Annotated in this window: 20 protein-coding genes; 17 read left to right on the plus strand and 3 right to left on the minus strand. The window is 70.9% G+C overall.

Annotated elements, in window-relative coordinates:
- The first annotated feature begins 1 nt into the window (after position 1).
- From ribD to ABD951_RS02825, 5 genes are all read left to right on the plus strand, one after another.
- Positions 2 to 1,021: a bifunctional diaminohydroxyphosphoribosylaminopyrimidine deaminase/5-amino-6-(5-phosphoribosylamino)uracil reductase RibD gene (ribD, locus tag ABD951_RS02805; protein ID WP_345341901.1), complete on the plus strand. Its 1,020-nt coding sequence runs from the start codon at positions 2 to 4 to the stop codon at positions 1,019 to 1,021.
- 37 nt (positions 1,022 to 1,058) lie between these two features.
- The gene (locus ABD951_RS02810) at positions 1,059 to 1,667 is read left to right on the plus strand and encodes a riboflavin synthase (protein ID WP_345341903.1); all 609 of its coding nucleotides are present in this window, start codon (positions 1,059 to 1,061) and stop codon (positions 1,665 to 1,667) included.
- 113 nt (positions 1,668 to 1,780) lie between these two features.
- Positions 1,781 to 3,034, plus strand: coding sequence for a bifunctional 3,4-dihydroxy-2-butanone-4-phosphate synthase/GTP cyclohydrolase II (locus ABD951_RS02815; RefSeq protein ID WP_345341905.1), 1,254 nt, complete (start codon positions 1,781 to 1,783; stop codon positions 3,032 to 3,034).
- Positions 3,031 to 3,519, plus strand: a complete 489-nt coding sequence (gene ribH / locus ABD951_RS02820) for a 6,7-dimethyl-8-ribityllumazine synthase (protein ID WP_345341907.1) — start codon at positions 3,031 to 3,033, stop codon at positions 3,517 to 3,519. Before ABD951_RS02815 ends, ribH begins: the two co-directional genes overlap by 4 nt.
- A complete protein-coding gene (locus ABD951_RS02825; RefSeq protein WP_345341909.1) occupies positions 3,516 to 3,974 on the plus strand; it encodes a PH domain-containing protein in 459 nt (152 codons plus the stop codon). Before ribH ends, ABD951_RS02825 begins: the two co-directional genes overlap by 4 nt.
- A gap of 4 nt (positions 3,975 to 3,978) precedes the next feature.
- On the opposite strand, the gene ABD951_RS02830 is transcribed toward ABD951_RS02825, so the two are convergent.
- Entirely contained in the window at positions 3,979 to 5,871 is a 1,893-nt protein-coding gene (locus ABD951_RS02830; RefSeq protein ID WP_345342017.1) for a gamma-glutamyltransferase family protein, read from the minus strand.
- Positions 5,872 to 6,025: 154 nt separating this feature from the next.
- Here ABD951_RS02830 and uvrC point away from each other — a divergent pair, with 154 nt between their 5' ends.
- The 7 genes from uvrC to tpiA all read left to right on the plus strand — a co-directional run bounded on the left by uvrC (position 6,026) and on the right by tpiA (position 14,255).
- Positions 6,026 to 8,146: an excinuclease ABC subunit UvrC gene (gene uvrC / locus ABD951_RS02835; RefSeq protein ID WP_345341911.1), complete on the plus strand. Its 2,121-nt coding sequence runs from the start codon at positions 6,026 to 6,028 to the stop codon at positions 8,144 to 8,146.
- Positions 8,140 to 9,039: an RNase adapter RapZ gene (gene rapZ, locus ABD951_RS02840; RefSeq protein WP_425569761.1), complete on the plus strand. Its 900-nt coding sequence runs from the start codon at positions 8,140 to 8,142 to the stop codon at positions 9,037 to 9,039. Before uvrC ends, rapZ begins: the two co-directional genes overlap by 7 nt.
- A gap of 62 nt (positions 9,040 to 9,101) precedes the next feature.
- Entirely contained in the window at positions 9,102 to 10,112 is a 1,011-nt protein-coding gene (locus ABD951_RS02845) for a gluconeogenesis factor YvcK family protein (RefSeq protein WP_345341915.1), read from the plus strand.
- Positions 10,103 to 11,086 (plus strand): DNA-binding protein WhiA, encoded by a 984-nt coding sequence (gene whiA, locus ABD951_RS02850; RefSeq protein ID WP_345341917.1) that lies wholly within the window; start codon positions 10,103 to 10,105, stop codon positions 11,084 to 11,086. The genes ABD951_RS02845 and whiA overlap by 10 nt, the downstream gene beginning before the upstream one ends.
- Before the next feature lie 143 nt (positions 11,087 to 11,229).
- Positions 11,230 to 12,249, plus strand: coding sequence for a type I glyceraldehyde-3-phosphate dehydrogenase (gap, locus tag ABD951_RS02855; protein ID WP_345341919.1), 1,020 nt, complete (start codon positions 11,230 to 11,232; stop codon positions 12,247 to 12,249).
- A 5-nt stretch (positions 12,250 to 12,254) separates the two neighbouring features.
- Positions 12,255 to 13,466: a phosphoglycerate kinase gene (locus tag ABD951_RS02860; RefSeq protein WP_345341921.1), complete on the plus strand. Its 1,212-nt coding sequence runs from the start codon at positions 12,255 to 12,257 to the stop codon at positions 13,464 to 13,466.
- 3 nt (positions 13,467 to 13,469) lie between these two features.
- Positions 13,470 to 14,255, plus strand: a complete 786-nt coding sequence (tpiA, locus tag ABD951_RS02865; protein ID WP_345341923.1) for a triose-phosphate isomerase — start codon at positions 13,470 to 13,472, stop codon at positions 14,253 to 14,255.
- 73 nt (positions 14,256 to 14,328) lie between these two features.
- On the opposite strand, the gene ABD951_RS02870 is transcribed toward tpiA, so the two are convergent.
- Complete coding sequence (locus ABD951_RS02870; protein WP_345341925.1) at positions 14,329 to 14,811, minus strand: nuclear transport factor 2 family protein; 483 nt, start codon at positions 14,809 to 14,811, stop codon at positions 14,329 to 14,331.
- Between the two features lie 191 nt (positions 14,812 to 15,002).
- On the opposite strand from ABD951_RS02870, the gene ABD951_RS02875 reads away from it, so the two are divergent.
- The 3 genes from ABD951_RS02875 to ABD951_RS02885 all read left to right on the plus strand — a co-directional run bounded on the left by ABD951_RS02875 (position 15,003) and on the right by ABD951_RS02885 (position 17,797).
- The gene (locus ABD951_RS02875; protein ID WP_345342020.1) at positions 15,003 to 15,446 is read left to right on the plus strand and encodes a nitroreductase family deazaflavin-dependent oxidoreductase; all 444 of its coding nucleotides are present in this window, start codon (positions 15,003 to 15,005) and stop codon (positions 15,444 to 15,446) included.
- Positions 15,447 to 15,507: 61 nt separating this feature from the next.
- Entirely contained in the window at positions 15,508 to 16,131 is a 624-nt protein-coding gene (locus ABD951_RS02880) for a TetR/AcrR family transcriptional regulator (protein WP_345341927.1), read from the plus strand.
- Between the two features lie 7 nt (positions 16,132 to 16,138).
- The gene (locus ABD951_RS02885) at positions 16,139 to 17,797 is read left to right on the plus strand and encodes an FAD-binding dehydrogenase (RefSeq protein WP_345341929.1); all 1,659 of its coding nucleotides are present in this window, start codon (positions 16,139 to 16,141) and stop codon (positions 17,795 to 17,797) included.
- Between the two features lie 69 nt (positions 17,798 to 17,866).
- Here ABD951_RS02885 and ABD951_RS02890 read toward each other — a convergent pair whose 3' ends face one another.
- A complete protein-coding gene (locus ABD951_RS02890) occupies positions 17,867 to 18,784 on the minus strand; it encodes a tyrosine-protein phosphatase (protein WP_345341931.1) in 918 nt (305 codons plus the stop codon).
- 220 nt (positions 18,785 to 19,004) lie between these two features.
- Here ABD951_RS02890 and secG point away from each other — a divergent pair, with 220 nt between their 5' ends.
- Positions 19,005 to 19,238, plus strand: coding sequence for a preprotein translocase subunit SecG (secG, locus tag ABD951_RS02895; RefSeq protein WP_345341933.1), 234 nt, complete (start codon positions 19,005 to 19,007; stop codon positions 19,236 to 19,238).
- A gap of 2 nt (positions 19,239 to 19,240) precedes the next feature.
- Entirely contained in the window at positions 19,241 to 19,651 is a 411-nt protein-coding gene (locus tag ABD951_RS02900) for a PPOX class F420-dependent oxidoreductase (RefSeq protein WP_345341935.1), read from the plus strand.
- Positions 19,652 to 19,665 lie beyond the last annotated feature (14 nt).

Consider the following 19,665-nt stretch of genomic DNA (forward strand, 5'->3'; position numbering starts at 1 on the left):
CGTGCCGGACACGGCACAGGAGCTGACCGCGCTGCGGATGGCGGTCGACGCCGCCGAGCGGGTCCGCGGCACCACCAGCCCGAACCCGCCGGTGGGCGCCGTGATCCTCGACGCGGACGGCGCGATCGCCGGCATCGGCGCCACCAGCCCGGTCGGTGGGCCGCACGCCGAGGTGCTGGCGCTGCGCGCCGCCGGCCCCCGAGCCCGGGGCGGCACCGCGGTCGTCACCCTCGAGCCGTGCAACCACGTCGGCCGCACCGGACCGTGCGCGCTGGCGTTGCTCGAGGCCGGGATCGCCCGTGTCGTGTACGCGGTCGGCGACCCCAACCCGTCGGCCGCCGGCGGCGCCGAGACGCTGCGCACGGCCGGGGTCGACGTCGTCGCGGGCGTCGGCGCAGATCTCGTCGAACGGGGTCCGCTGCGGGCGTGGCTGCATCGGCAGCGCGCCGGCCGCGCCCACGTGACCTGGAAGTTCGCGGCGAGTCTCGACGGGCGCAGCGCCGCCGCCGACGGCACCAGCCAGTGGATCACCGGCCCCGAGGCCCGGGCCCGGGTGCACGCCGAGCGGGCGAAACTGGACGCGATCGTCGTCGGCACCGGCACCGTCCTCGCCGACGACCCGTGGCTGACGGCCCGCCGCCCCGACGGCACCCTCGCGGCGCGCCAGCCGCTGCGCGTCGTCGTCGGCGAGCGCGAGATCCCGGCGTCCGCCCGGATCCTCGACGACGCCGCCGAGACCCTGGTGCTGCGCACCCGCGACCCGCACGAGGTGGTCGCCGCTCTGGCCGACCGCCCCGACGTCCTGCTCGAAGGCGGCCCGCGCCTGGCCGGGGCCTTCCTCGCGGCGGGATTGATCGACCGCGTCCAGGCGTTCCTCTCACCGGTACTCCTCGGCGCGGGCGCCGCCGCGGTGGAGGATGCTGGTGTCGGCACCATCGCCGACGCACTGCGGTTCGAGCGGGAATCGGTCGACACCGTCGGACCCGACCTGCTGCTGAACCTGGTCCCCGTCCGATCCTGATCATCGAAGAACCACCCGACAGAGGAGAGAAGAGACAGTGTTCACCGGCATCGTCGAAGAACTGGGCGAGATCGTCGCCAAGGAGGACCTGGCCGACGCGGCCCGCTTCACGGTCCGCGGTCCGCTGGTCACCTCCGACGCCGGGCACGGCGACTCGATCGCCGTCAACGGTGTCTGCCTGACCGTCGTCGACGTCGTCGACGGTGACAGCTTCACCGCCGACGTGATGGCCGAGACGCTCGACCGGTCGAGCCTGGGCAACCTCCAGGTCGGCAGCAAGGTGAACCTCGAACGTGCCGCGGCGCTGAACAGCCGGCTCGGCGGACACCTGGTGCAGGGTCACGTCGACGGCACCGGCACGATCGTCAGCCGGTCGCCGTCGGAGAACTGGGAGGTCGTGCGGATCTCCCTGCCCGCCTCGATCTCGCGGTACGTCGTGGAGAAGGGGTCGATCACGGTCGACGGCGTCTCGCTGACCGTGTCGGCGCTCGGCGGCGAGGGGGAGCAGGAGTGGTTCGAGATCTCGCTGATCCCGACCACCCTCGCGCTGACCGTGCTCGGCACCGCGACCCCGGGCACCCTCGTCAACCTCGAGGTCGACGTGATCGCCAAGTACGTGGAGCGACTGCAGAACGCGGGCCGGTAGGCCCCGTGGGTGCCGTCCGGTAGGGCAGGGTGGCGGCCTCACAATCGTGGGGTCGTACTGTTGAGGTGCACCTCGTGGGTGTACGGACATTCAAGACTGATGGAGCGCAGCACGTGACCAGGTTCGACAGTATCGAGCGCGCAGTCGCCGATATCGCGGCAGGCAAGGCGGTCGTCGTGGTCGACGACGAGGACCGGGAGAACGAGGGTGACCTGATCTTCGCGGCCGAGAAGGCGACGCCGGAGCTGGTGGCATTCATGGTCCGGTACACCTCGGGGTATCTGTGTGTGCCGTTGGCGGGTGAGGACTGTGACCGGCTCGGGTTGCCGCCGATGTATTCGTCCAACCAGGACAAGCACGGCACGGCGTACACGGTGACGGTGGACGCGAAGGAGGGCATCGGGACGGGGATCTCGGCGTCCGACCGGGCCGCGACGATGCGGCTGTTGGCGGACCCGGAGACCGGGGCGGCCGATTTCACCCGTCCGGGTCACGTGGTGCCGCTGCGGGCGAAGGAGGGGGGCGTGTTGCGCAGGCCGGGGCACACCGAGGCGGCGGTGGACCTGGCGCGCATGGCGGACCTGCGTCCGGCGGGTGTGATCTGCGAGATCGTCAGCCAGAAGGACGAGGGTCACATGGCCCAGACCGACGAGCTGCGGGTGTTCGCGGACGATCACAATCTGGCGATGATCTCGATCGCGGACCTGATCGCGTGGCGGCGCAAGCACGAGAAGCATGTGGTGCGGGTCGCGGAGGCGCGGATCCCGACCCCGCACGGCGATTTCAAGGCCGTCGGGTATCAGAGCGTGTACGACGAGGTCGAGCACGTGGCGCTGGTGCGGGGGGATCTGGCGGGTCCGGACGGGGACGGTTCGGATGTGTTGGTGCGGGTGCATTCGGAGTGCCTGACCGGGGACGTGTTCGGGTCGTTGCGGTGCGACTGTGGTCCGCAGTTGGACGCGGCGTTGGAGATGGTCGCGGCCGAGGGTCGTGGTGTGGTGCTGTACATGCGTGGTCACGAGGGCCGCGGTATCGGTCTGATGCACAAGCTGCAGGCGTACCAGTTGCAGGACGCGGGGTCGGACACCGTGGATGCGAATCTGGAGTTGGGGTTGCCCGCGGATGCCCGGGATTACGGGATCGGTGCGCAGATCCTGGTGGATCTGGGTGTGACGTCGATGCGGTTGTTGACGAACAATCCGGCGAAGCGGGTGGGTCTGGACGGGTACGGCTTGCAGATTCTCGAGCGGGTGCCGATGCCGTTGCGGGCGAATGCGGAGAACCTGACGTATCTGCGGACGAAGCGGGATCGGATGGGTCACGATCTGGCGGGTCTGGACGAGTTCGAGAAGGGCGGTGCGGTGTGAGCGGCGAAGGACTGCCCGACCTGCAACTCGGTCAGGCGAAGGACCTCTCGCTCGCGGTCGTCGCCGGATCGTGGCATCCCGAGATCTCGGAGGCGCTGATCGCCGGGGCGAAGCGGGTGGCCAAGCAGGCGCAGATCGACGACGTCACGCTCGTTCGGGTCGCCGGCGCGATCGAACTGCCGGTCGTCGCGCAGCAGCTGGCACGCACCCACGACGCCGTCGTCGCGCTCGGTGTCGTGATCCGCGGCGGCACACCGCATTTCGAGTACGTGTGCGACGCCGTCACCTACGGGCTGACCCGGGTGTCGCTCGACGAGGGCACCCCCGTCGCGAACGGTGTCCTGACCACCGACACCGAACAGCAGGCCCGGGACCGCTCCGGCCTGCCGGGTTCGGTGGAGGACAAGGGCGGGCAGGCGTGCGCGGCGGCGATCGACACCGCCGTCACCCTCAAGACGCTGCGTGAGCGGGCGGCCGGGCGGTGACCGCCTGGGAGCTGGACGTCCGTTCGCACAAGTCCGCCCGGTACGCGATCGGCGTGGCGGTCGTCTGCGTCGCGCTGTTCGTGGTGCTCGGCGTGCTGCTGCGGAACACCCCGACGGGCGTGTACTTCCGGCTCGTCGATCAGCTCTCGATGATCGGCATCGGCATCGCCCTCGCCGGCGGCGTCCTGCTGCTGACCCGGCCGCGGCTGCGGGCGAACGCGGACGGCGTGCTCGTGCGCAACGCGTTCGGCGAGCGGCGCGTCGACTGGGACCTCGTCCAGGGGCTGTCCTTCCCGGACGGCGCCGCCTGGGCGCGCATCGAACTGCCCGACGACGAGTACATCCCGGTGATGGCGATCCAGGCCAACGACCGCGGCCACGCCGTCGACGCGGTGCGCAGGTTCCGCGCTCTGGAGTCGCGGTACGCGCACGGCGACTCCGGCACCGCCGGCTGACCACTCACCGCAGGTCGCCGGTCACCGCGCCCTCGCGGCGCGGATCGGCCCCGCCGATCCAGCCGTCGGTGCCGCGCAGCAACACGCTCAGCCCGCTGGACTGCGGCGCGGTGGACACCTGGTGTCCGAGCGCGGTCAGCGCCTGCACCAGCGGATCGTGGGCGCCGTTGTCGGCGCCGTCGATGCCGGGGTGTTCGCCGCCGACGTTGGTGCGCGGCGTATTGGCCGCGCCGAAGTCGACCAGCGACACCGCCTGCTGCGGATCGAGGCCCCAGTCGAGGAGCGCGACCAGGGTCTTGACCACGAACTGGATGATCACCGCGCCGCCGGGCGAACCGGTGGCGAGCACCGGCGCGCCGCGGCCACCGTCGGGGTTCCGTTCGAACACCAGCGTCGGGGCCATCGAACTGCGCGGGCGCTTGCCGGGCTCGACGCGATTGGCCACCGGCGTGCCGTCCGGCGCGGCCGGCTCCGCGGAGAAGTCGGTGAGCTGGTTGTTGAGCAGGAACCCGTCGACCATGTGGAACGAGCCGAACGCCGACTCGATGGACGTGGTCATCGAGGCGACGTCGCCGTACCGGTCCGCGACGGTGATCTGACTGGTCCCGTGCTCCTCGCCGGGTCGCGCGGCGGCCGGGGCGAACTCGCCCGGCCGCGCGGTGCCCATGCTGTGGCCGGGGTCGATCAGCGCCGCCCGCCCCGCCAGATAGCCGGGATCGACCAGCGCGTCCGGTGAGCCGCCCGGCAGCGGCACGAAGTCGGTGTCGGCGACGTAGGCGTCGCGGTCGGCGTAGGCGAGACGCTCCGCCTCGCTGATCAGGTGCACGGCCCGCGGGTCCGGGACCCCGCCGTCGGCATCGACGTCGCGTGGGGGAAGCGCGGCCAGGTCTGTGCCGGTCAGCATGCCGAGCGTCGCGGCCACCGCGATCCCGCCCGACGACGGCGGCGGCATCCCGCAGACCTCGCGGTCGCGGTAGCCGGTGCACACCGGGGTGCGCTCGATCGCGCGATAGCCGGCCAGGTCGGCGGTGCTCAGCGCTCCCGCCGTGCGCCCGCCCGAGGTGTCGGCGGTGGCCGCCACGACGTCCTCGGCGACGGCACCGGTGTAGAAGGCGTCGGCGCCCTCGCTCGCCACCGCGCCGAGCGTCTTCGCCATCGCCGGATTGACCAGCACGGTGCCCTCCGGTTTCGCGCTCCCGTCCGGGCGCAGGAAGTAGTCGCGGGCCTGCTCGTCGCGGGCGAGGTCGGCGGCGGCGTCGGCGATCGCGGCCGCCATCCGTGGGCTGATCTCGAACCCGTTGTCGGCCAGCCGGATCGCCGGATCGAACAACTCGTCCCAGGGCATCCGGCCGTGCTCGGTGTGCGCCGACTGGAGCATCCGTAGCACCCCGGGCACCCCGATCGAGCGCCCGCTGGTCCGGGCGGAGGGTGCGGGCGGCGCGGGGTCGGCGGGCGAGATGCGGCGCAGATAGTCGGCGGTGGCGGCGGCCGGGGCGGTCTCGCGGCCGTCGTAGGCCTGTACGGACCCCGTCGCACCGTCCCGGTACAGCAGGAAGGTGCCGCCGCCGATGCCGGAGGACTGCGGCTCGACCAGGCCGAGCACCGTCTGCGCGACGATCAGGGCGTCCGCCGCGGACCCGCCGTCGGCGAGCACCCGGCACGCGGCCTCGGTGGCCACCGGGTTGGCGGTGGCGGCGGCGTACGTCGCCGTGCGCACCGGCGTCATCCCGGTGCGGTAGCCGGTGGGGATCTCCGGGGCGGTGGCGATGTCGCGGCCCCCCGGTGCGGTGGGCGCCGTCGTGATCGGGGTGCCGTTGGGTGCGACGGAACATGCCGCGGCCGGGCCGGACCCGGGATCGGTCGCACATCCCGCGGCCAGCGCCAGCGTCACCGACATCGCGGCCGCCGCCGCCCGTCCCGCCCCGCCCGTCCGCACCGCGATCACCTCGCCAGTGGTCCATGTGTGCCGCGCCACACCCACGCTAACAGTGCGGGCAACCCGCGACGCTGCTCCCGGCGGACCGGTCGGTGGGGGCGACTAGCCTGGTGGGGTGCCCGATCCCGCCACCTACCGTCCCGCCACCGGAACCATTCCGACGGAACCGGGCGTGTACAAGTTCCGCGATCCGCACGGCCGGGTCGTCTACGTCGGCAAGGCGAAGAGTCTGCGCAGCAGGCTGAACTCGTACTTCGCGGACGTCGCGTCGCTGCATCCGCGGACCCGGCAGATGGTCACCACGGCCGGCAGCGTCGAGTGGACGGTGGTCGGCACGGAGGTCGAGGCCCTCCAGCTCGAGTACAACTGGATCAAGGAGTTCGACCCGCGGTTCAACGTCCGCTACCGCGACGACAAGACCTACCCCGTCCTGGCCGTCACGCTGAACGAGGAGTATCCGCGGCTGTTCGTGTACCGCGGACCGCGGCGCAAGGGGGTCCGCTACTTCGGCCCCTACTCGCATGCCTGGGCGATCCGCGAGACCCTCGACCTGCTGCTGCGGGTGTTCCCGGCCCGTACCTGTTCGGCCGGGGTGTTCAAGCGGCACAACCAGATCGGCCGCCCCTGCCTGCTCGGCTACATCGACAAGTGCTCCGCCCCGTGCGTGGGCCGGGTCAGCGCCGCCGAGCACCGGCTGATCGTCGAGGACTTCTGCGACTTCCTCGCCGGCCGCACCGACAAGCTGGTCCGCGAACTCGAGGCCCGCATGCAACGCGCCTCCGACGACCTCGACTTCGAGAGCGCCGCCCGCCTGCGCGACGACCTCGGTGCGTTGCGCAAGGCCCTCGAGAAGCAGGCCGTCGTCCTCGGGGACGGCACCGATGCCGACGTCGTCGCGTTCGCGGCCGACGAACTCGAGGTGTCGGTACAGGTGTTCCACGTGCGCGGCGGCCGCGTGCGCGGCCAGCGCGGCTGGGTGGTCGAACACTCCGGAGACGGTGGCACCGCCGATCTGGTCGAGCAGTTCCTGACCCAGTTCTACGGCGAACAGGCTGCGATGGCCGATCAGCCGGGGCTGCAGGCCGACCGCGGCACCGTCGTGCCGCGCGAGGTGCTGGTGCCGGTGCTGCCGGACGGCGCGGCCGACCTGCAGCAGTGGCTCAGCGGACTGCGCGGCTCGGCGGTGTCGCTGCGGGTGCCGCAGCGCGGGGACAAGAAGACCCTCGCCGAGACCGTCGAACGCAACGCGAAAGAGGCCCTCGCCCAACACAAGCTCAAGCGGGCCGGGGATCTGACGTCCCGGTCGGCGGCGTTGCAGGGCATCCAGGAGGCCCTCGACCTGGACGAGGCGCCGCTCCGCATCGAGTGCATCGACATCAGTCACGTGCAGGGCACCGACGTGGTGGCCTCGCTGGTGGTGTTCGAGGACGGTCTGCCGCGCAAGTCCGACTACCGGCACTACGCGATCAAGGAGGCGGCGGGGGAGGGTCGCTCCGACGACGTCGCGTCGATCGCGGAGGTCACCCGGCGCCGGTTCCTGCGGCACGCCCAGGACGCGGGGCGGCAGCCGGGCGACGCGGATCGGGGGGAGTCGGGCGACGCGGACGTCGCTGCCGTGTCGAACGGCGGGGATCCGGCGCAGGCGGCGGCACTGGACCCGCAGACCGGCCGGCCGCGACGGTTCGCGTACCCCCCGAACCTGTTCGTCGTCGACGGCGGGAAGCCGCAGGTGACCGCCGCGGCGGCGGTCCTCGACGAACTCGGCGTCACCGACGTCGCGGTCGTCGGTCTCGCCAAGCGGCTCGAGGAGGTGTGGGTGCCGGGCGAGGACGACCCGGTGATCCTGCCGCGCACGAGCGACGCGCTGTACCTGTTGCAGCGGGTCCGCGACGAGGCGCACCGGTTCGCGATCACCTTCCACCGCAGCAAACGCTCCCGCCGGATGACCGCGTCCGCGCTGGACTCGGTCAAGGGCCTGGGGGAGACGAGGCGCACGGCGCTCGTCACCCATTTCGGGTCGGTCGCGAAGCTGAAGCAGGCGACGGTCGAGGAGATCACCGCGGTGCCGGGGATCGGGGTCGCGACGGCTCGGGCCGTGCTCGCGGCCCTCGCCGAAGGGACCGCGGCGGGCCGCACCGAGGACACCCAGGCCGATGAAACCGACGATTCGGTCCGCATGGGGGATGATGGGGCCGAATCGGATGCAATCGAGTCGAGGAAGGCGGGCGCCTGGTGACCGAACGCGCTGACGTCCAGCCGGACATCGAGGTCGCGCTGGTGACCGGACTGTCGGGCGCCGGCCTCAGCACCGCGGCGAAGGTCCTCGAGGACCTCGGCTGGTACGTCGCCGACAACCTGCCGCCGGAGCTGATCACCCGGATGGTGGACCTGGGATCGGAGGAGTCGTCGCGGATCCCGAAACTGGCCGTCGTCATCGACATGCGCAGCCGACGGTTCAGTGGCGACCTCGCCACCGTCGTCACGGAGGTCGAGGAGAAGGCGCCGCAGACGCGGGTGTTGTTCCTCGACGCCGCCGACCCGGTGCTGGTGCGGCGGTTCGAGCAGAACCGGCGCAGCCACCCACTGCAGGGTGAGGGCAGCGACGGCACCCTGATCGAGGGCATCGCCGCCGAGCGGGCGCGACTGGCCGCGGTCCGGGCCGACGCGGACCTGGTGATCGACACCTCGTCGCTGTCGGTGCACGAACTGCGGCACCGCGTCGAGGACGCGTTCGGTGGCGGCTCGGTGCCGTCGGTGGCGGTGACGGTGGAGTCGTTCGGCTTCAAGTACGGGCTGCCGATGGACGCGGACCTGGTCTGCGACGTACGGTTTCTGCCCAACCCGCACTGGATTCCGGGGCTGCGGGACCACACCGGGCGCGAGGCGCCGGTACGCGACTACGTCCTCTCCCAGGAGGGCGCGCAGGACTACCTCGACACGTATCACCACGTCGTCGAGTTGACGACGGACGGCTACCGCCGGGAGGGCAAGCGCTACATGACGATCGCGGTCGGATGCACCGGTGGCAAACATCGGAGCGTCGCGATGACGGAGGCCCTCGCGGCCCGGCTCGAGGCGGACACCGGGATCACGGTCAAGATCGTGCACCGCGACCTAGGGCGCGAATGACAGCGTCGCAGTCGCAGTCGCAGTCGGAGCCGGGACGAACCGCGCCGCGGTCGGAGGCGGGAATGTCAGTGCAGGACAGCGACGGTCGGGGACCGTCGATCGTCGCTCTCGGCGGCGGACACGGGCTGTACGCGACGCTGAGCGCGGCGCGCCGGCTCAGTGACGACGTCACCGCGGTCGTCACCGTTGCCGACGACGGGGGATCGTCGGGCCGGTTGCGGGCCGAACTGGGTGTCATCCCGCCGGGTGACCTCCGGATGGCACTGGCCGCGCTCGCCGCGGAGGACGCGGACGTGAAGACGTGGACGACGACTCTGCAGCACCGTTTCGGCGGGACCGGCGCGCTCGCCGGGCACACGGTCGGCAACCTGATCCTGGCCGGACTCACCGAGGTGCTCGGGGACACGGTCAGTGCCCTCGACGAGGTGGCCCGCGTGCTGCGCATCCGTGGCCGGGTGCTGCCGATGTCGCCGATACCGCTGGCGATCGAGGCGGACGTCGCCGGACTCGAAGCCGACCCGCGGGTGTGCCGGACGATCCGCGGGCAGGTCGCCGTCGCGACGACCCCCGGGCAGGTGCGCCGGGTGCGGTTGCTGCCGCCGGATCCGCCGGCCACCCCCGACGCGGTCGCCGCGATCGAACGTGCCGACCTGGTGCTGCTCGGTCCCGGGTCGTGGTTCACGAGCGTCATCCCGCACGCGCTGGTGCCGGACCTCGCGGCCGCCCTCCAGAACACCTCCGCGCGCAAGGCACTGATCCTGAACCTGGCGCCGGAGCCGGGGGAGACGGCGGGGTTCTCCGCCGAACGACACCTGCACGTCCTCGCGCAGCACGCGCCCGACCTGCGCGTCGACGACGTCCTGGTCGACTCGGATTCGGTCCCTGAGGGACGCGAACGCGACCACCTGTGTCGCGCCGCCGCCCGCCTCGGCGCCACGGTCGGGTACGCCGACGTCGCGCGGACCGGAACCGCCACCCACCACCCCGGCAAGCTCGCGGCCGCGATCGACCGCATCGCGTCCGTGACGCCGGAATCGTCACACACGGGAAGGGAGCCCACTTCGTGGCAATGACAGCGGAGGTCAAGGACGAGCTGAGTCGGCTCGTCGTGACCCAGGTGTCCGCACGCAGGGCAGAGGTGTCGTCGTTGCTGCGGTTCGCCGGCGGCCTGCACATCGTGGCCGGCCGGGTCGTCGTCGAAGCCGAGGTCGACCTCGGCTCCACGGCCCGCCGCCTGCGCGGCGAGATCCACGACCTCTACGGCTACGGCGCGGACGTGCACGTCCTCGGTGCGGGCGGACTCCGCAAGAGTGCCCGCTACATCGTCCGCGTCTCGAAGGACGGCGAGGCCCTCGCCCGTCAGACCGGACTGCTGGACCTGCGCGGCCGGCCCGTGCGGGGACTGCCGGCGCAGGTCGTCGGTGGCAGCGTCGTCGACTCGGAGGCCGCGTGGCGGGGGGCGTTCCTCGCGCACGGATCGCTGACGGAACCGGGCCGGTCCTCGGCGCTCGAGATCAGCTGCCCCGGTCCGGAGGCGGCGCTCGCGCTCGTCGGAGCGGCCCGCCGTCTCGGTGTGGCGGCGAAGGCCCGCGAGGTGCGCGGCGCCGACCGGGTGGTCGTGCGCGACGGCGACGCGATCGGCGCACTGCTGACCCGGATGGGTGCCCAGGACACGCGGTTGACCTGGGAGGAACGCCGGATGCGCAGGGAGGTGCGGGCGACCGCGAACCGGCTCGCCAACTTCGACGACGCCAACCTGCGCCGGTCCGCGCGGGCCGCGGTCGCGGCCGCGGCCCGGGTGGAGCGGGCACTCGAGATCCTCGGCGACGAGGTGCCCGACCACCTCGCCGCGGCAGGCAGTCTGCGCGTGCAGCACCGGCAGGCGTCGCTCGAGGAACTCGGACAGCTCGCGGACCCGCCGATGACGAAGGACGCGGTCGCGGGCCGGATCCGGCGACTGCTGTCGATGGCCGACCGCAAGGCGAAGGAGACCGGGATCCCGGACACCGAGTCCGCGGTCACCGCGGAGCTGCTCGACGAGGCCTGAGCCGGGCGGGCGGGCGGTCGGCGCCGCCGCTGCACCTCGAGGTCCCGGCCGGTGGGGGAGATGTGGGGGTCCCCGGGCCCGCCCACTAGGCTGGGGCACACATCTGATCCATGCACACGAGAATGGTCGAAAAGGAGCGAATTGTGACTGTCCGGGTAGGCGTGAACGGCTTCGGTCGTATCGGACGTAACTTCTTCAGGGCGGTCGATGCGCAGAAGGCGCTCGGCACCACCGACATCGAGATCGTGGCGGTCAACGACCTGACCGACAACGCGACCCTCGCACACCTGCTCAAGTACGACTCGATCCTCGGCCGGCTGCCGCACGACGTCTCGCTCGAGGGCGACGACACCATCGTCGTCGGCGACCAGAAGATCAAGGCCCTCGCGCACCGCGGCCCGCTGAACGAGCTGCCCTGGGGCGAGCTGGGTGTCGACGTCGTCGTCGAGTCCACCGGCATCTTCACCGACGCCGCCAAGGCCAAGGGTCACCTCGAGGCCGGCGCCAAGAAGGTCATCATCTCCGCGCCCGCCAAGGGTGAGGACATCACCATCGTGATGGGTGTCAACGACGACAAGTACGACGGCAGCCAGAACATCATCTCGAACGCCTCGTGCACCACGAACTGCCTCGGCCCGATCGCCAAGGTGCTCGACGACGAGTTCGGCATCGTCAAGGGCCTGATGACCACGGTCCACGCCTACACCCAGGACCAGAACCTGCAGGACGGCCCGCACAGCGACCTGCGTCGCGCCCGCGCCGCCGCGCTGAACGTCGTCCCGACCGGCACCGGCGCCGCCAAGGCCATCGGCCTGGTGCTCCCGCAGCTGCTCGGCAAGCTGGACGGCTACGCCCTGCGCGTGCCGATCCCGACGGGTTCGGTCACCGACCTGACCGCCAACCTGGCGAAGAAGGCCACCGTCGAGGAGATCAACGCCGCGATGAAGGCGGCCGCCGAGGGCACCCTCAAGGGCATCCTGAAGTACACCGAGGCCCCGATCGTCTCCTCCGACATCGTCACCGACCCGCACTCGTCGATCTTCGACGCGGGCCTGACCAAGGTGATCGACGACCAGGTCAAGATCGTCTCCTGGTACGACAACGAGTGGGGCTACTCGAACCGTCTCGCGGACCTCATCGGTCTCGTCTCGAAGTCCCTCTGATAGCGGTGGCAGTCAAGACGCTGAAGGACCTGCTGGACGAGGGGGTCGCGGGCCGCGCCGTGCTGGTGCGTTCGGACCTCAACGTCCCGCTGGACGGCGACACGATCACCGACCCGGGTCGGATCATCGCCTCGGCGCCGACCATCTCGGCGCTCGCCGAGGCCGGCGCCAAGGTCATCGTGATGGCGCACCTGGGCCGCCCGAAGGGCGAGCCGGATCCGGCGCTGTCGCTGGCGCCGGTCGCCGCGAAGCTCGGTGAGGTGCTCGGCCGCAACGTCCAGCTCGCCGGCGACGTCGTCGGCCAGGACGCACTGGCGCGTGCCGAGGGCCTGACCGACGGTGACGTGCTGCTGCTCGAGAACATCCGGTTCGATCCGCGCGAAACCAGCAAGGACGACGCGGAGCGGCTCGCGCTCGCCAAGGCGCTCGTCGAGCTGACCGACATGGGTGGGGCGTTCGTCTCCGACGGGTTCGGGGTCGTGCACCGCAAGCAGGCGTCCGTCTACGACGTGGCGATGCTGCTGCCGCACTACGCAGGCACCCTCGTCGCGACGGAGGTCGAGGTCCTGCAGAAGCTGACGCAGGACTCCGAGAAGCCGTACGCGGTCGTGCTCGGCGGCTCGAAGGTCTCCGACAAGCTGGCCGTGATCGAGGCGCTCGCGCAGCGCGCGGACACCCTCGTCATCGGCGGCGGCATGTACTACACCTTCCTTGCCGCGCAGGGAGTTTCGGTGGGCAACTCGCTGTGCGAGGAGTCGATGATCGAGACCTGCAAGTCGCTGCTCGACCGGTACGCCGACGTGATCCACATCCCGCAGGACGTGGTGATCGCCGACTCGTTCTCCGCCGACGCGGAGTCCCGGACGGTGTCGGTGCTCGAGATCCCGGACGGCTGGATGGGTCTGGACATCGGACCGGAGTCGGTGGAGCGCTTCGCGGCGATCCTGTCCGGCGCCAAGACGGTGTTCTGGAACGGCCCGATGGGCGTGTTCGAGTTCGAGAAGTTCTCCGCAGGCACCAAGGGTGTCGCCGAGGCGATCATCGCGGCCACCGGCAAGGGCGCGTTCAGCGTCGTCGGCGGTGGCGACTCCGCGGCCGCCGTGCGGCTGCTGGGCCTGCCGGAGGACGGCTTCTCGCACATCTCCACCGGTGGCGGCGCCTCCCTCGAGTACCTCGAGGGCAAGACGCTGCCCGGCCTCGACGTTCTGGAGGCCTGACAGATGGCACGCAAGCCGCTCATCGCCGGCAACTGGAAGATGAACCTCAACCACCTCGAGGCCATCGCGCTGGTGCAGAAGATCGCCTTCTCGCTGCCGGAGAAGTACTTCGAGAAGGTCGACGTGACGGTGATCCCGCCGTTCACGGACATCCGCAGCGTGCAGACCCTCGTCGAGGGCGACAAGCTCCTGGTCACCTACGGTGCACAGGACGTCTCCGCTCACGAGTCCGGCGCCTACACCGGTGAGGTCAGCGGGTCGATGCTCGCGAAGCTCGGCTGCACCTTCGTGGTGGTCGGGCACTCGGAGCGTCGCCAGTACCACGCCGAGACCGACGAGGTCGTGCTCGCCAAGACGAAGGCGGCGCTCGCGAACGGGCTGACCCCGATCGTGTGCATCGGTGAGGGCCTCGACATCCGCGAGGCCGGCGACCACGTCGCGTACAACGTCGCACAGCTGAAGGGCTCCCTCGCGGGCCTGTCGGCGGACCAGATCGGCAAGCTCGTGATCGCGTACGAGCCGGTGTGGGCCATCGGTACCGGCAAGGTCGCCTCCGCCGCCGACGCGCAGGAGGTCTGCAAGGCCGTGCGTGCCACGCTCGCGGAGCTGGCGTCCGCGGAAGTCGCGGCCGACGTGCGCGTGCTCTACGGCGGATCGGTCAACGCCAAGAACGTCGGCGAGCTCGTCGCTCAGCCCGACATCGACGGCGGTCTGGTCGGCGGGGCCTCGCTCAAGGCCGACGAGTTCGCGACGCTGTCCGCGATCGCGGCCGGCGGCCCGCTCCCGTGATCTGACGATCGCCGCACGAACGCCGGTGGGCGCGTGAACCTGTCGAGGTTCCCGCGCCCACCGGCGTTTTCGCCTACTTCCCCAGCCCGAGTTCGCGCAGGCGGGCGTCGAACGCCTCGATGCGGGCGGTGTTCTCGTAGAAGTCCTCCTGCTCGACGATGCGTCCCCACCGGGTGCGGACCAGCAGCACCGTCCGGTTCCGGTACACGACCTCCCCGTCGGGTCCGGTGGCGTGGTCGTTGAAGCGCACCAGCACCGTCATCCGCCACGGCGGGCCACCGAAGTACGCCTCGGTGATCTCACCCTGCAGGCCCGCGTCGACGAAGCTGCGCAGAAAGGCGTCGATCTCGTCCCGCCCCACGTGCAGCCCGGCCCAGCGGTGGTCGCCGTCCGCGAACCGGAGCACCGCGTCGCTGCGATAGGAACGCAGCAGCGGCCGGTGGTCGCCGGCGTTGAGCGCGGCGACGTCCCGCTGGAACTTGCGCAGCAGCACCCGGAGCAGGACGTAGCGACCGGTGAACGCGGTGGTGGCGCCGACGGCGAACCAGGCTTTCATCGCCCCAGTGTGCAGCACGCCGCGCCCCCGCCGGCAGGAATGCCCGTCATCTCGGACGGAGGGACGCCGCGTCCGGGGCGTCGGGTCGTCGCGCGGACGGACAATGTCGGGCAGGGCAGCCGCGTACCGTCGGCGCCGGATGAGTCCGTTCCGTTCGGTCACATACACAATGCGGAGGTGGTGTCGTGAAGATCGAGGAGAACCCGATCGTCAAGAGGGCCGGAGTGCAGGTGCTGCGTTTCCATCAGTGGGTGTACGAGCGCACGAACGGCCGGATCGGTCACCGCATCCTCGGGGTGCCGTGCCTGCTGCTCGACACCGTCGGCGCCAAGACCGGGCAGCCGCGCGTCAGCAGCCTGACGTACGCGCGCGACGGCGCGGACTACGTCGTCGTGGCCTCCAAGGGTGGTGCCCCGCAGTCGCCGGGGTGGTACTTCAATCTGAAGGCGCACCCGGAGGCGTCGATCCGGGTCGGCACGACGAGGATTCCGGTCACCGCCCGGTTGCTCGGCCCCGGCGACCCGGACTACGCGCGGCTGTTCGCCGCCGCCGACGCCAACAACGGCGACCGGTACAGCGCGTATCAGCGGCACACCACCCGCGCGATCCCGATCGTGGTCCTCACCCCGCGCTGAGTCCGCGCGACATTGTCGCCATCCCACCCACGGCCACGTTCGATACATTAATGTATCGAACGTGGCCAGGAGTCGAGCGCAGACGAGGGAGCGACTGCTGGCGGCCGCGCTGGACGTGTTCGCGGAGGAGGGGTTCGGCCGCTCGACCGTCGAACAGATCTGTGAGCGTGCGGGATTCACGCGGGGTGCGTTCTACTCCAACTTCGCCTCGCTCGACGAGCTGTTCCTCGCGATGTGGGAGCAGCGGTCGCGGGCGATGCTCGCCGGGATCCGCGAGGCCGTCGGCGCCGCCGAGGCCGCCGCGAACGTCGAACCGTTCGACCTCCGCCGGGCCGCCACCCGGATCCTCGCCGCCATCCCGGTCGAGGACCGCTGGTACCGCGTGACGGCCGAGTTCACCGCGCACGCACTGCGCAACCCCGAGCTGCGGTCGGTGATGGCGGCCCGCGAAGCCGCGATCCAGGCGACCATCCTGCCGATCGTCGCGTCCGCGCTGGCGCGGGCAGGCCGGCGGATGACCGACCCGCAGGCGCTCGGCCGCGCGCTGGTCGCCGTCCACGACGGGACCGCCGTCCAGGTGCTGATGGAACCGGACGACCCCCGAATTCTCGAGGCACGCACGGACCTGTACGTGCACGTGCTGCGCAGTTACAGCGAGAACAGCAGTCCCAGCGAAGAGAAATGAGGTCCACATGTCCGAGACAGCCGACGTCATCGTCGTCGGGGCCGGGCTCGCCGGCCTGGTCGCCACCTACGAACTGACCCGCGCCGGCCGGTCCGTCGTGGTCGTCGAGCAGGAGAACGAGGCGAACCTGGGTGGCCAGGCGTTCTGGTCGCTCGGCGGCCTGTTCCTCGTCGACAGCCCGGAACAACGCCGCATGGGCATCAAGGACTCGCGCGAGCTGGCGCTGCAGGACTGGTTCGGCAGCGCCGGGTTCGACCGCGACCGCGAGGACCACTGGCCGCGGCAGTGGGCGCAGGCGTACGTCGACTTCGCGGCCGGAGACAAGCGGCCCTACCTGCACGACCTCGGGTTGCGGGTGATGCCGAACGTCGGCTGGGCCGAGCGGGGCTCCGGGCTCGCCACGGGGCACGGCAATTCGGTGCCGCGCTTCCACATCACCTGGGGCACCGGACCCGAGGTGGTCCGGGTCTTCCGCGAACCGGTGCTCGCCGCGGCGGCCCGCGGGCTGGTGACGTTCCGCTACCGGCATCAGGTCGACGACCTGATCATCGAGAACGGCGCGGCCGTCGGCGTGCGCGGCACCGTCCTCGCGCCGTCGACCGAACCGCGTGGCGTGAAGTCGAACCGGGACCGGGCCGGGGAGTTCGAGCTGCGCGCGCAGGCGGTGATCGTCACGTCCGGCGGCATCGGCGGCAACCCCGAGCTGGTGAAGAAGAACTGGCCCGTCGACCGGCTCGGCCGCGTCCCGGAGCGGATGATCACCGGCGTGCCCGCACACGTCGACGGCCGGATGCTCGGCATCACCGAGACGGCCGGCGGCAACATCGTCAACCGGGACCGCATGTGGCACTACACCGAGGGCATCGTCAACTGGGACCCGATCTGGCCGAACCATGCGATCCGGATCATCCCCGGTCCGTCGTCGCTGTGGCTCGACGCGACCGGGCGGCGACTGCCGGTACCGCTGTTCCCCGGCTTCGACACCCTCGCGACGTTGAAGCACATCCTCGGCACCGGTCACGACCACACCTGGTACATCCTGACCCAGTCGATCATCGAGAAGGAGTTCGCGCTCTCCGGCTCGGAGCAGAACCCCGACATGACCGGCAAGGACCTCAGGCTGCTGCTCGGTCGCGTCAAGAAGGGGGCGACCGGTCCGGTCGAGGCGTTCAAGAACCACGGCGAGGACTTCGTCGTCCGCGACAACCTCCGCGACCTCGTCGTCGGGATGAACGCGATCAATCCCGGCCCCGCACTGGATTTCGAGCAGGTGCAGCGCGAGGTCGTCGCCCGCGACCGCGAGGTCGACAACGCGTACTCCAAGGACATGCAGATGATGGCGATCCGGAACGCGCGGGCCTACACCCCGGACAAGATCGTTCGCGTCGCCAAGCCGCACAAGCTGCAGGACCCGGCGCACGGCCCGATGATCGCCGTGCGGCTCAACCTGCTGACCCGCAAGACCCTCGGCGGCCTCGAGACGAACCTCGACTCGCAGGTCATCCGTCCCGACGGCAGCGCGTTCGACGGTCTCTACGCGGCGGGGGAGGTCGCCGGGTTCGGCGGTGGCGGCGTGCACGGGTACAACGCCCTCGAGGGAACCTTCCTCGGCGGGTGCATCTTCTCCGGCCGGTCGGCCGGGCGTGCGCTCGCCCGCGCGCTGTAACGCACAGCGCCCGTGAGTGATCTTCGCCCCGGTCGGGGTGAAGATCACTCACGGGCGCCGCGGGCGTTCCTATCGGAGCAGCTTCGCCTTCAGCTTGGCGATGGTGTCGGCCGACAGGCCCACGCCGTCGGTCAGGTACTTGTCGATCGAGCCGTAGTTGGTCTTCACGGCGTCCAGGCCGGACTGCAGGTAGCTGGACTCGACACCGAGCAGCGGCTCGAACAGCAGCGCGACCTGCTCGCCCTGGGTGGAGGCGATGTAGGCGCGGGTCTTGGCGGCCCAGTCCTTGTTGTACTCGTTGGTGAGCAGGTAGTCCTGTATGATCGTCGCGTCGTCCACGCCGGCGATGCTCTGCAGCAGCATCGCGGTCCAGCCGGTGCGGTCCTTGCCCGCGGTGCAGTGGAAGACGCTCGGGCCGGACGCGTTCGCGAGATCGGTCAGTTCCGTCTTGAACGCGGCGCGCTCGGCGTCCCCGGTGGCGAACGCGACGTTCATCTGCCGCATCATGTTGCGGGCGTCCTCGGGGGACTTGATCTTGGCGACCATGTCGTTGATGTTGCCCGACAGGATCGGGACCCGGGTGTACTTGACGCCCGCAGGCAGGCGGTCGGCCTTGTCGGCGACCTCCTGGTCGGTGCGCAGGTCGATGACCTCGCTGAGCTTGAGGCCCTCGAGGGTGGCCAGATCCGCGTCGTTCGGCACGAGCGCGTCCGACCGGTAGAACACGCCCTTGTTCAGGTGCGCGCCCCTGTCTCCGGCGTAACCGGCGCCGGTGCCGGCGACGTCGCGGAAGTTGGGAACGCTGGCCAGCCGGGGTGCGTCGGGGGCGGGCGCCTCGGCGCTGCTGCCGAGCGCGGCGGAGCCGCTGTCGAGCAGGCCGGCCAGCGCCGGCGGGATCGCGGGCTGCGCCTGCGCGATTCCGGTCGCGCCGAGCACGGTGGCGCCGGCGAGGATCAGAGCAGCCGGAATCCGGTGCACACGAGACATGGAGGAACCTTCCGATCGAAGTGAGGGGATTCGGGTGAGCCAGGAACGTAACCACCGTGTAGCGCCACCGTGGCGAAACGCCCATCGTCCTCCCGCTCAGCGGACAGAATTCTCCGCGGCACCCGAAAACCGACCGGTTGTCGTCGCCGAACGACCGGTGACGGTAGGCTGGACGCGCTTGTGGCCACCACCGTCGCGCGAAGGGCAGAGTACAGCCGAGATGAGACTTTTCCTGGACATCCTGCTGGTCGTCTCCAGTTTGCTGATGATCCTGTTGGTGCTGCTGCACCGCGGTAAGGGTGGCGGCCTGTCCAGCCTGTTCGGTGGCGGTGTGCAGTCCAGCCTGTCCGGGTCGACCGTCGTGGAGAAGAACCTCGACCGGGTCACGGTGTTCACGGCCCTGGTCTGGCTGATCGCGATCCTCGGCATCGGCCTCGAGATCAAGTTCAGCTGACGGTGGCCGACATCGTCCGCTCGACGGTGCTGCCCGACGCGGGCGCTGCGCTGATCGACGCACCCGAGTTCGCGACCCTCGCCACCGTCGAGCCCTCCGGGCAGCCGCAGCTGTCGGTGATCTGGGTGCGGCGGGACGGCGGCGACGTGCTGTTCTCCACCGTCCGGGGCCGGCGCAAGGCCGCAAACCTCGAACGCGACCCGCGCGCGACGCTGCTGGTGTACCCGGCAGCGCGGCCCTACAGCTACCTCGAGGTCCGCGGCACGGTCTCGTTCACCGACGACCCCGACGGTTCGCTGATCCACGCCCTCGCGACCAAGTACACCGGCGCGCCGCGGTGGGAGTTCGACGCCCCGGGCACGCCCCGCGTCATCGGCCGGCTCACGCCGGACACCGTCGTGTTCACAGCCTGACCGCTCGCACTGCG

Source organism: Rhodococcus olei (assembly GCF_039540555.1).
Lineage (GTDB): Bacteria > Actinomycetota > Actinomycetes > Mycobacteriales > Mycobacteriaceae > Rhodococcus_G > Rhodococcus_G olei.